Below are 12205 nucleotides of genomic sequence, written 5' to 3'. Positions count from 1 at the left end.
CGCGTGCGGACGTAGCTCAGTTGGTAGAGCGCAACCTTGCCAAGGTTGAGGTCGCCAGTTCGAACCTGGTCGTCCGCTCCAGTGAAGAAGCCCCCGGCCTCAGGCCGGGGGCTTCTTCGTGTGCTCGTCGGCGCCTTCAGCTCCAGCTGGTACCGGTCAGCCGCTCGAACGCCTCGATGTACTTGGCGCTGGTCGCCTCCACGACATGCGCCGGGAGCGCGGGCGGCGGCTGTTCGCTCCTGCGGTCCCAGCCCGACTCGCCGGACGTCAGCCAGTCGCGGACGAACTGCTTGTCGAAGGACGGCTGGGCACGGCCCGGCTCCCACGCGTCGGCCGGCCAGAAACGGGACGAGTCCGGGGTCAGCACCTCGTCGGCCAGGACGAGGGTCCCGTCCTCGTAGCCGAACTCGAACTTGGTGTCGGCGAGGATGATCCCGCGTTCACGCGCGATGTCGCGGGCGCGGCCGTAGACGGCGAGGGTCGTCTGGCGCAGCCGGGCCGCGGCCTCGGCGCCCACCTGGCGGGCGACCTCCTCGTAGGAGACGTTCTCGTCGTGCTCACCGACCTCGGCCTTGGCGGCGGGCGTGAAGATCGGCGCGGGGAGTTCCGAGCCGTCGACGAGCCCCTCCGGGAGGGCGAGACCGCAGACCGTGCGGGAGGCCTCGTACTCCACCAGTCCGGAACCGGTGAGGTAACCGCGTGCGACGCACTCGACCGGGACCATCCGCAGCGACTTGCAGATCAGGGTGCGGCCGGCCCAGTCGGCGGGGGCACCGGGCGGGAGTTCGGTGCTCAGGACGTGATGAGGGACCAGGTCGGCGAGCTTGTCGAACCACCACAGGGAGAGCTGGGTGAGGACCCGGCCCTTGTCGGGGATCTCGGTGGGCAGCACCCAGTCGTAGGCGGAAAGTCGGTCACTGGCGATCATCACGAGGTCGCCCGCCTCGTTCCGGTACAGGTCGCGCACCTTGCCGGTGTGCAGGTGCACCAGACCCGGAACCTGGAGGGGCTCGGGCTTTTCGACGAATCCGGACACGGTTCCTCCCCGTATTTCTGTCCAAGTGGCTCGATTCTCCCGTATGCGGGGAGCGGCTCCGGCCACGGGGTGCCCGGACGGGCGCGGGGAGGTACCGCACGGGGTGCGCGGCGGGTGCGCGCCGAGCCGCCTGCTCAGTCGCGTTTGCAGATGCGGTCGAGCAGGTTGGCCGTGGCCCGCTGGACACGGGTGTCGACGTGGCCCGGCCGGTCCAGGGCCGGGGACCAGGCGAACGTCCCGGATGCGAAGACCAGCGCGCCGGAGGGCGCCCGGTAGAGGGAGGTCTCCTGGTGGCGGACGGCGCCCTCGCTGTCCCGGTACGGGGAGTGGGCGAGAAGGATGCGGCCGTGGTGCTCCGGCAGCGGGGCCCGGGGGAAGTAGCGGTCGGCCTCGCCCGCGACCATGCCCTCGAGTTCGTCGCCCTCGTGCGCGCCGGTGGCGTCCCACAGCCAGTGGTCGGAGTTGCGCACGACCAGGGGGTGGGGGTCGGGGACCCGGCCCGCGTACTGGATGCCGATGAGCTGCTGCTCGGGCCGGTCGATCTCCCGCCACAGCGACGGCTTTCCGGGGCCCCTGCGTTTGCGGCAGGTCAGCAGACGGTCCGCGACACCGGACGGTGAGGGACCCAACTCGACCTGCCAGTACATGGTGTTGGCGGAGAGGAAGACCAGCGAGGTGCCGTGTGCGCTGGCGAGTTCCGCGGTGCGGCGCATGGCCGGCGACCAGTATTCGTCGTGGCCCGGGAAGACCAGGCCGCGGTATCGGGTGGGGTCGACGCGGCCGGCGTGCAGGTCGCGGGCGTCGGCGTAGGCGAGGTCGTAGCCGTAGCGCTCGGCCCAGCGGATGAAGTCGTAGGCGTGGCCGACGTGCAGGGGGAGGCCCGCGCCGGCGTACGGGCGGTCGAAGGAGACCGTCGTCGCCGCGTCCGCCTCGCCGAGGAGCCGGCCGCTCTCGTCCCACGCGTGATACAGGCTGGCGCCCGTTCGGCCGTCCTCCGGGTAGAGGTTGTACGCCTGCCAGGTGACGTCCGGGAGCAGGAGCAGCAGGTCGGCGGGGTGGTTGTCGCGGACCGTGAAGGGGACGTGGGAGCGGTAGCCGTCGGCGGTGGTCAGTACGGCCACGTACGCGCCGATGTTCCAGTAGCTCGGGATCTGCAGGCGCCAGGACAGCCACCAGTGGTGGCAGGAAACGGTTCTGTCGGCGGTGAGCGGCGGGGGCTGGACGATCCCGGAGAGGCGGGGGCTGGTGGTGATCTTGCTGGCGCCGTCGCCTCCGTAGTGCCCGATGCGGTAGATGTCGACGCTGAATTCCTGCGGCGGGTCGACGGTGACGTGGAAGTCGATGGCCTCGCCCGGGGCGGCCGCGCCGTTGGAGGCGAAGCCCTTGATCTGCCGGTGCACGTCGTCCGCGGAGCGGGGACCGCCGATCCTGGGCTGCGGAATGGCACCCTTCACCGGCTTCGAGGCGTCCCGCAGGAGGGTGGCGCCCGGAGCGTGGTCGATGTACCAGGGGACGACGTGCCCGGTGTCGTCGAAGTACTGCTCGTCGCCGCGGAGCCAGGGAACGGGCCCCTGTCCGAAGGGGTCCGTCACGGCGTGCGCGAGAGCTCCCGACTCCCAGCGGCGGATCTGCTCCGATCCCATGCCTGCTCCCCTCCCTCGGTGCCCCCGTCGGTTCTGTAAGTCCCTGTTCTGCGCGCGAGCCTCTGCCCTGCGCGCGATCGGTCCCAGCACATCACATTACGCACGCACTCCGTCACCGTTCGTCGCGAATTGACGTGAACGGAACGGAGGAATCCGGACCCGGGCGGAAGAATCCGGACCGGGGTGAATGGGAAGGGTCCCACCCACCCCGCGCCGGGCCCGGTACTCGGCTCGGCACCGGCGCGTCGCCGTCGTGCTCAGACCAGCCGGACCGGCTTCTCCGGGCGGACCCCGAGGCGGCGGAGCCAGTCCCGGAGAGGAGCCGGGTCCCCGTCCTCGACCAGGGTCAGGACGCGCGGGCCGAGATCCGCGGCGCGCTCGCCGCCGACCAGGAGGGACGGTCCGTCGAGCCAGTCGAGCCCCGGCGCCGCGCCCGCGGTGTCCATCGCGGCGCAGCAGACCATCGCGGTGACGTGGTCGGCCAGCAGCTCGCGTCCGGTGCGCGGCGGCTGGAGCGGGAAGAGCGGCAGCATCCCGTCCTCCCAGAACGCCAGGTCGGGACCCGGCTGCTCCGCGCCGCCACTCGGTACGAAGACCGGCACCGACGCCTCGTCCCGGGCCAGCTCCGCGCTGAGCCCGGCCGCGAGCGCCGCCGTCCGTTCGCTGCCGAGGCCCAGGGCGCCGTCGTCCTCGTCGGCGCCCATCCGTTCGTACGCTCCGCACCGCTTGGCGACGAAGGGGACGGGATCCGGCTCCGGGGCCGCCCCGGAGGCGGCGCGTGTACCGGCGCCGGTGGCTGTGTCGGCGCCGGCTTCGGTTTCGGTCGGCGGCGCGGTCAGATGGTCCAGGACGCGTGCCAGTGTCGGGCCGCCACGGTCGGGCACCGTCGGGTCCGGGGAGTGGCGGACGCCCAGCGCGTCCAGGACCCGGTGCAGGCGGGCCGCGTCGGCCCGCCAGGTCCGGTCGACGACCTCGTCCGGGTACTCCTGCCAGTCCACCGGAGCCCAGTCGGGCCCGGTCTCCGCGGGCCCGCCGTGGAAGAGCCGGGCGGCGAGCAGCGAGGCCGCCTCGTCCACCGTGCCGGGCTCTTCGAGCAGGTCGCAGGCGGGGCGCTCACCGAGGCGCGAGGTGAAGCCCTCGGCCAGCCGGTCGCGGCGGGAGAGCTCGGTGAGGGCCGCGACGACCCCCGCGTCCAGCCGGGACGGCCAGCGGCCCATCCGCCAGGCGGGCAGCGCGACCCGGTTCAGCAGCCGGTCCCAGCCCGCGTAGGCCAGGCCCACCTGTTCCTGGGCGACGATCCGCAGACCGTAGTCCACGGCCTGCGCGCGCTCGGCCGCGGCGGCCGCCACTCCCCGCTCCATCTCGGCCGCGTGCCCCCGGCAGCTGCGCAGCAGCAGGCGGGTCACCCAGCCGACACCGGTCAGCACCGTGCGGACCACCGGGCCGTGGGCGGGCGCCGAGGTCACGGCCACGGCCGCGTCCAGCCCCCGTACGAAACGGCGGGCGGCGGCTATGTCGGGGTGCGCGGAGGGACCCGTACCGGCGACGACCGGGGCGAGGACCGCGCGCAGCTCGCCGACGCGCATCCACCACAGGAAGGGCGAGCCGATGACGAGGACCGGAGCGGCGGAGGCCCGGCGGACGTGCGCCGAGGACCCTCGGACACCCGCTATCTCGTCCCTGGCCTCGGTCGGCGGGGGGCCGTGCGCGGGGTGCGTACGGTCCTCCAGCCAGCTGTCGCAGTCCGGGGTGAGCGCTATCGCGGAGGGGGGCGGGACGTCGAGGCGGTCGGCCAGGTCCCGGACCATGCGGTACAGGTCGGGGGCGGACTCCTCCGCGATCGGGACCGTGGGGCTCACGGCGGGCCGGGCGCGGGCGACCACGAGGGCGATACCCGCGGCCGCGAGGAGGACGAGGCCGGCGAGGACCGTCACGACCCAGCATGTGACGGGCCAGGGTCCGCCGGTGATGTGACCGGTCGAGCCGCCGACCAGCAGCACGACGGCGACAGCCGCGGGCAGCAGGGCTACGGCCAGCGCCCGGCTGCGGATCCGCAGCACGGCGAGAGCCCGGGAACGCGCGGCCTGCGCGCCCACCTCCACACCCATACCGGTCACGACCGGAGGTCACCCCCTACTGTCCGCTCGTACGGGGCTGTTCTACAGCCCGCGCCCGCGGATGCCCTGGCTTTGCTCACTCCCCCACTGTGGCACCCGCCACCGACATCGCAATGCCGGTGGGCCAAGTGCCGGAATGCTTTCGCCGCACCCTAGTTGGGGCCTCGGTCCCCGTCAGGCGGTTGGGGCATCGCTCACTCGATGGAATGGCTTTGGGGAAAGGTGGATGACCGTGGGCAATGATCAGGCCCCGGATTCCGTACAGAATCCGGGGCCCGGGGGCAGGTCGTGGACCGGGTTCTACGCCGTCGCCGCGGCTCCCGCCGAGGAGTCCGCCGCGGCCTTCGCGGCGATGTCCGTGCGGTGCTGGGAACCGTCGAGGCCGATACGGGCGACCGCCGTGTACGCGCGGGCACGCGCCTCGGTGAGGCCGGTGCCGGTCGCCGTGACGGACAGCACGCGGCCCCCGGCGCTCACGACCGCGTCACCGTCGTGCTTCGTCCCGGCGTGCAGGACGTACGCGTGCGGGGCGTCCTGGGCCGCCACCTCGTCGAGCCCGGTGATGGGATCGCCGGTTCGCGGGGTGTCCGGGTAGTTGTGCGAGGCCACGACCACGGTGACCGCCGCGTCGTCGCTCCAGCGCAGCGGCGGCAGGTCGATGAGGGTGCCGTCGGCGGCGGCGAGCAGGACGCCGGCCAGCGGGGTCCTCAGACGGGCGAGGACCACCTGTGTCTCGGGGTCGCCGAAGCGGGCGTTGAACTCGATCACCCGTACGCCGCGGCTGGTGATCGCCAGGCCCGCGTAGAGAAGGCCGGAGAACGGGGTGCCGCGGCGGCGCAGTTCGTCGACGGTGGGCTGGAGAACGGTCTCCATGACCTCCTCCACGAGCTTGGGGTCCGCCCACGGGAGGGGCGAGTACGCGCCCATGCCGCCGGTGTTCGGGCCCTGGTCGCCGTCGAGCGCGCGCTTGAAGTCCTGGGCGGGCTGCAGCGGGACGACCGTCACGCCGTCGGTGATCGCGAAGAGGGAGACCTCGGGGCCGTCGAGGAACTCCTCGATGACGACGCGTTCGCAGGCGTTTGCGTGCTCCCGGGCCTTCGCGAGGTCGTCGGTCACCACGACGCCCTTGCCCGCCGCGAGGCCGTCGTCCTTCACCACGTAGGGGGCACCGAAGGCGTCCAGCGCCTCTTCGACCTCTTCGGGGGTCGTGCAGACGTAGGAGCGGGCGGTCGGAACGCCCGCTCTGGCCATCACGTCCTTGGCGAAGGCCTTGGAGCCCTCCAGCTGCGCGGCCTCCTCGGAGGGGCCGAAGCAGGGGATGCCCGCGGCGCGCACGGCATCGGCGACCCCGGCGACGAGCGGTGCCTCCGGGCCCACGACGACCAGCTCGGCACCGAGCTCCGTGGCCAGCGCGGCCACCGCGGCGCCGTCGAGCGCGTCGACCGCGCGCAGCTCGGCCACGTCCGCGATGCCTGCGTTCCCGGGGGCGCAGTGCAGGGCGGTGACGGCGGGATCGAGGGACAGGGAACGGCACAGGGCGTGTTCGCGGGCGCCGCCGCCGATGACAAGGACCTTCACGGGGTCAGCCTAACCGCCGGAGGCGAGTGCCTTTGTGGGGGCTTCCGAAGCGGGGGGCCGGCGGAGTTGGTGGGATCCTCCAAGCGGCTTGGGGTGCAGGTTGCTCGGGCGCCGGTTCCTCAGGGCCGGTTCCTCCGGGCCGGTTCCTCCGGGCCGGTTCCTCCGGCACCCACCGGTTCCTCAGGCGCCGGAGGCCCGGACTACTCGTTCGAGAACTCCTCGACCACCGTCGCGCCCAGTTCGCGGACGATCAGGTCGTGGCCCGAGAGGGCGGACTCGTCGAGGTCGGGGTCGTCGTCCTCGGGAATGTCGTCCTCGGGGGCCACGGGGGGCGGCGGCTCGGGCGCGGGAGGTCCGCCGGGTCTCGACGCGGGCGCGGACGGTCCCTGGCCCGCGGACGCCCCCTGCGGCGCGGCGGGGCGCGAAGCCGGGGCCGGCGACTGCGGGGCCGCGGGACGCGGTGCGGCCGGCGCCCCGCCGTATCCGGCACCGCCACCGCCACCGCCGTACCCGCCACCGCCGCCGTATCCGCCGCCCGCACCGCCACCGCCGCCGAACCCGGGGCCGGGTGCCGTCATCGGTGGCGGTGCCGAGCCGCCCGAGGTGTCGACGATCGCCTCGATCTTCCACTGGATGTTGAACTGCTCGGCCAGAGCCTGCTTGAGAACGTCCTCGCTGCCGCTGCTCGCGAAGTTGTCCCGCGCGCCCGCGTTGACGAAGCCGATCTGCAGCGTCGTGCCGTCGTACCCGGTCACCTGGGCGTTCTGGCTGAGCAGGATCCAGGTGAAGCGGCGGCGGTTCTTGACCGCCTCCAGGATGTTCGGCCACAGCACGCGCGGGTCGGGGCCGCCGGCGGCGGGCGCCTGCACCGGTGCGGCGGCGGGTGCCGCCGGGGTGGCGGGGGTGGCGGGAGCCGAAGGCGTCCGGGGTGCCGCGGGCGCGGCCGGGGCCTGCCCGCCGCCCGCGGAAGCCGGCGTCGGCCAGCCGCCGGGCCGCCTGCCGCTGCCGGCGGCCGTCGCGGCGGGCCACGCACCGGGCGCGGGCTCCGACGGGGGAGCCGGCGCGGCGGCCGGAGCCGGCGCGGGCTCGGCCGCCTGGGCGAGGGCCGTCGGTACGGGGGCCGGGAGCGCCGGGGACGCGGCGGCGGGTGCGGCCGGGGCGGGAGCACCCACACCCTGCACCGGAGCACCGGCACCAGCACCAGCACCAGCACCAGCACCAGCGGTGTCGTACCCCCCGTACCCCTCGGCGCCGGCGCCACCGGGACCCTGCGCCCGTACGGCGGCCCGTGCCGCGGCGGGTCCGCCGCCCGGCGGGACCCCGGGGCCACCGGGGGCCGGAGCCGCCGCGGCCGCTCCGTGCACTTCGGGACCGGGCACGTATCCCATGGCCGGGGCGCCACCACCGCCGGAGAAGTTCACCCCGCGCTCGATACGGTCCAGCCGGGCCATGAGGGCCCGCTCGTCCCCGTAGGCGGCGGGCAGGAGCACGCGCGCGCAGATGAGTTCGAGCTGGAGCCGCGGCGAGGTGGCGCCGCGCATCTCCGTCAGCCCCTCGTTGACGAGATCGGCGGCGCGGCTGAGCTCGGCGGCGCCGAAGACTCCGGCCTGGGCCTGCATACGCTCCACCACATCGGACGGCGCGTCGATGAGTCCCTTCTCGGCGGCGTCGGGCACGGCCGCCAGGATCACCAGGTCACGCAGCCGCTCCAGCAGGTCGGCGACGAACCGCCGCGGATCGTTGCCCCCTTCGATCACGCGGTCCACGACCTCGAAGGCCGCGGCGCCGTCCCCCGAGGCGAATGCCTCGACCGTCGAGTCGAGCAGCGACCCGTCCGTGTAGCCCAGGAGCGAGGTGGCCATGGCGTATGTCACACCGGCGTCGGCCGCTCCCGCGAGGAGCTGGTCCATGACGGACATGGAGTCACGCACGGACCCCGCGCCGGAGCGCACGACCAGCGGCAGCACGCCGTCCTCGATGGGAATGCCCTCGCGCCCGCAGACCTCTCCGAGGTACTCGCGCAGGGTCCCCGGGGGGACCAGCCGGAACGGGTAGTGGTGCGTACGGGACCGGATCGTCCCGATGACCTTCTCGGGCTCGGTGGTGGCGAAGATGAACTTGAGGTGCTCCGGCGGCTCCTCGACGACCTTCAGCAGCGCGTTGAATCCCGCCGGCGTGACCATGTGGGCCTCGTCGATGATGTAGATCTTGTAGCGGCTGCTCGCGGGGCCGAAGAACGCCTTCTCTCGCAGGTCACGGGCGTCGTCGACGCCACCGTGCGAAGCGGCGTCGATCTCGATGACGTCGATGGATCCCGGGCCGTTGCGTGCGAGGTCCCGACAGGACTGGCACTCCCCGCAGGGCGTCGGCGTGGGTCCCTGCTCGCAGTTGAGACACCTGGCCAGGATGCGCGCGCTGGTGGTCTTGCCGCACCCGCGCGGACCGCTGAACAGGTACGCGTGATTGACCCGGTTGTTCCGCAGCGCCTGCTGCAACGGGTCGGTGACATGCTCCTGCCCGATGACCTCGGCGAACGACTCCGGGCGATAGCGGCGGTACAGCGCGAGAGACGACACACATACGAGGTTATAGGCGCCCACTGACAACAAGGACCGCCCGCGATGACAGTGCGATGACGACGGACGGCGACGGGGACGGCTCACTCTCACATCCCCGGCAGACGCAAGCGCCCCCCACGCACCCGCCAGAGCCGACCTACCCTTGCTGCCTTCCGGCCCTGGGGGAGTTCAGTCAGATAGCGCCACGTGAGGGGCTGCGCTCACAGTACCCGATCCCGGCGGGGGGAACGAGTTCGCGAGCACTCCTCAACGTCTTGTATTGTTTGCCGCGGAGGATTCGCCTAGAGGCCTAGGGCGCACGCTTGGAAAGCGTGTTGGGGGCAACCCCTCACGAGTTCGAATCTCGTATCCTCCGCCAGTGCCTCACCGGGCACGACTCGAAGGGCCCCACCGCGAGGTGGGGCCCTTCGACGTTGTCCTAAGCCCGGATGTCCGGACCGGCGCCGGGCTCACTTGTCATGCGGCCCGTTCAGGACGTGGGACCGCTGACCTCCCCCTCTTGTTGCACTGCCGCGTCGTCCGGCTCGGGGCGAACCGCGTCGTCGAGTCGCCGCCGCCTCCGGAGACCGGACCGCGCACACCCTCAGCCGCCGCGCACTCGCCCCGCCCTGCCCTGCCCTGCCCGAAGGGAGGGAAAGATGGTATCGGGCAAGATACTATCTTCATCGATACCATCTTCGGCGGGAGGCTTACCGTGCGTCGCTTCATCGGACGGGACCACGAGCTGAACGTGCTCAGCAACGAATTGCGGGCGGTTCATGACGCCGTCGGGTCGGCGAAACCGGGCCGGTGCGTCCTCGTGCGCGGTCGGCGGCGGGTCGGCAAGTCCAGCCTCGTCGAGGAATTTCTCCGGCGCGCGGAGACGCCGTCCCTCTTCTTCACCGCAGCGGGCGGCACGGCGGACGACGAGCTGACGGAGTTGCTCGACGCCGTCGCCCGATCAACCCTCCCGGAGCGGCAACTGTTCTCGGAGGAGACCCCGGGGCAGTGGAATGCCGCGTTCAGGCTGCTTGCGGAGATCCTGCCCGACGACAGTCCGAGCGTGGTCGTCATCGATGAGGTTCCGTATCTCATGGACCGCCTCGACGCATTCGAGGGCATGCTCCAGCGGGCATGGGACCGCCTGCTCAGCCGCAAGCCCGTACTCCTCCTCCTGGTCGGATCCGACCTGTCGATGATGGAGGCGCTGAACAGCTACGACCGCCCCTTCCACCAGCGCGGCCGGGAAATGGTCGTGGGGCCGCTGAACGCGGCCGACATCGGGGAGATGCTCGGCCTTCCGTCGGCGGCCGCCTTCGATGCCGCGCTGATCACGGGCGGTCTCCCGCTGATCTGTGCGGAGTGGCGGCCCGGAGCGGATGTCTGGGAATTTCTCCGCGACTCACTCGACAACCCGATCTCGGCGCTGCTGGTCTCCGCCGAACGCTCACTGGCCGCGGAGTTCCCACCGCAGGCGATGAGCGGGGAAGTCCTGCGGGCCATCGGAAGCGGGGAGCGAACCTTCACCAACATCGCGCGCGCCGCCGGCGGCATCGCCCACACCACCCTCACCCGAGCCACGGATGTCCTGACCCGGAAACGGGTGGTGGCAGCCGAACTGCCCCTCTCCCTGCGGCCGTCGAAGGAACGCCGCTACCGAGTGGCAGACCCCTACCTGCGGTTCTGGCTCGCGTTTCTGGATCCGCACATGGCGGAGATCGAGCGGATGCGAGGAGATCTCACTCTGGGCCGGATCAAGGAACGGTGGACGAGCTGGCGGGGCCGCGCGATCGAGCCCCTCGTCCGGGAATCCCTCGCCCGCCTCCTGCCGGACGGGCTCCTGCCCGCCACCGCGGCGATCGGCGGGTACTGGACCCGGAGCAACGACGTCGAAATCGACCTGGTGGGCGCCGACAGGCAGCCTGTGGCCAAGCAGTTGCTCTTCCTCGGCTCGGTCAAGTGGCTGGAGAACTCCGCGTTCGACAGCCACGACCTCGCCGCGCTGCAGAAGCACCGGGCGGCGATCACCGACGAGCCGCTACCGCTCGTGGCGGTCTCCCGCAGCGGGACCAGTTGTTCCGGCCTGCAGGCGGCGTACGGCCCCGAGGAACTGCTCGCCGCCTGGCGCCGACCGTGAACAGGCACGAACCCCGAGCGACAGGAGTCGCGGCGATCGCCGACGGCAGCCCTGATCCGATCGATCAGCCGACCGGCCTGCTTCGCATCTCGTATCCTCCGCAATGCCCTGTCACCACTCGTTCCGGAACGCCGGGGACCCCGACGGCCCGTACGACCATCCCTTGACCGATCGCAGGCACGGTCATGACCACCCATTCATCGCGTCTTCACCTGTGGTGAAGCGTCTTTGACAGGATTCTCAACGGGCTTGTGGACGTTGGGGGTTTCGAGCTTCCGGGCTCGCTCGCCGACCCAGCGGATCCACATCGCCTCCCCCATCGACCGAAAAGGACACGAGTGTTCCCCTCCCGTCACACCGGCAGAGCGGCACGCCTCATGGGCACCCTGGGCGCCGCGGCCGCACTTTCCCTCGGTATCGCCGGCACGGCGTCGGCGTGCAGTATCCGCGACTTCTCGGCAGCGGCCGTCTGCGACGCGAGCGGCAACGGTGTCATCCGCGTCACCGACAAGGACGCGTCCGGCACCCCGGCCACCGTCAAGCTGTACCTGCAGCTCAACATGCCCGGCGGTGAAAGGCTCGTCGACACGAAGACGATCGAGCACCCGACCGCGCAGGGCGTATCCGTCGATCTCGTTCCCGGGAGCTGGGCCCCGGGACACGCCTTTCGGGTTCACGTCACGGCAAGCGACAAGGTCGACGACGACATCCAGCCGATGACCGTCATACCCGATGAAACCTGCGCGCCCTCCACCCCTTCCTCCTCGGCGCCCGCCACTTCGCCCGCGCATCCCTCCTCGCCGTCCTCCGCCACCCCGACCACGACACCGAGCCCGGCACAGAGCAGCAGCGCGGCCGCCGCACCCGGTGCGAGCAGCGCCCCGACCCCCGCGGGCGGCAGCAGCCACCTCGCCGAGACCGGCGCGGGCAACGGCACCACCGTGATCGCCGGCACCGCCGCGGCCCTGGTCGTGACCGGCGGCGGCATGGTCGTCGCGCTGCGCCGCCGAGCGGCACACCGCTCCTGACACCGACAGTGGACCGGCGGAGCCGGAACCCGCGTCGGGGCAACCCCTCACAAGAGCTCGAATCTCGTCTCCTCCGCCGGTGCCTCACCGGGCACGACTCGAAGGGCC

7 protein-coding genes, 2 tRNA genes and 1 other RNA gene are annotated in these 12205 nt (G+C 72.3%); 4 read left to right on the top strand and 6 right to left on the bottom strand.

The features are described 5' to 3' along the window. Positions 1-5 precede the first annotated feature (5 nt). A tRNA-Gly gene (locus ACFVTC_RS23855) sits at positions 6-81 on the top strand. A 55-nt stretch (positions 82-136) separates the two neighbouring features. Here the strand turns inward: ACFVTC_RS23855 and ACFVTC_RS23850 are convergent. From ACFVTC_RS23850 to ffs, 6 genes are all read right to left on the bottom strand, one after another. Further along, entirely contained in the window at positions 137-1036 is a 900-nt protein-coding gene (locus ACFVTC_RS23850; RefSeq protein ID WP_390130099.1) for a phosphoribosylaminoimidazolesuccinocarboxamide synthase, read from the bottom strand. Between the two features lie 134 nt (positions 1037-1170). Then, on the bottom strand, positions 1171-2679 hold the full coding sequence (locus ACFVTC_RS23845; RefSeq protein ID WP_390130096.1) for a N,N-dimethylformamidase beta subunit family domain-containing protein: 1509 nt from the start codon (positions 2677-2679) through the stop codon (positions 1171-1173). A gap of 257 nt (positions 2680-2936) precedes the next feature. Further along, a complete protein-coding gene (locus tag ACFVTC_RS23840) occupies positions 2937-4787 on the bottom strand; it encodes a hypothetical protein (protein ID WP_390130181.1) in 1851 nt (616 codons plus the stop codon). 309 nt (positions 4788-5096) lie between these two features. Continuing rightward, on the bottom strand, positions 5097-6374 hold the full coding sequence (purD, locus tag ACFVTC_RS23835; RefSeq protein WP_390130094.1) for a phosphoribosylamine--glycine ligase: 1278 nt from the start codon (positions 6372-6374) through the stop codon (positions 5097-5099). Between the two features lie 200 nt (positions 6375-6574). Beyond that, complete coding sequence (locus tag ACFVTC_RS23830; protein ID WP_390130092.1) at positions 6575-8950, bottom strand: DNA polymerase III subunit gamma and tau; 2376 nt, start codon at positions 8948-8950, stop codon at positions 6575-6577. Between the two features lie 103 nt (positions 8951-9053). Next, an RNA gene (ffs, locus tag ACFVTC_RS23825) (signal recognition particle sRNA small type) lies at positions 9054-9152 on the bottom strand. 71 nt (positions 9153-9223) lie between these two features. Between ffs and ACFVTC_RS23820 the strand changes: the two genes are divergently transcribed. From ACFVTC_RS23820 to ACFVTC_RS23810, 3 genes are all read left to right on the top strand, one after another. Further along, positions 9224-9311 (top strand) — tRNA-Ser (locus ACFVTC_RS23820). Positions 9312-9647: 336 nt separating this feature from the next. Then, the gene (locus tag ACFVTC_RS23815; protein ID WP_390130090.1) at positions 9648-11069 is read left to right on the top strand and encodes an ATP-binding protein; all 1422 of its coding nucleotides are present in this window, start codon (positions 9648-9650) and stop codon (positions 11067-11069) included. A gap of 338 nt (positions 11070-11407) precedes the next feature. Next, entirely contained in the window at positions 11408-12097 is a 690-nt protein-coding gene (locus ACFVTC_RS23810) for an LAETG motif-containing sortase-dependent surface protein (RefSeq protein ID WP_390130088.1), read from the top strand. The last annotated feature ends 108 nt before the right edge of the window (positions 12098-12205 follow it).

Source organism: Streptomyces sp. NPDC057950 (assembly GCF_042887295.1).
Classification (GTDB): Bacteria; Actinomycetota; Actinomycetes; order Streptomycetales; family Streptomycetaceae; genus Streptomyces; species Streptomyces kaempferi.
The sequence above is the reverse complement of the archived record's forward strand: the minus strand, read 5'-3'. Positions and strand labels throughout refer to the sequence as shown.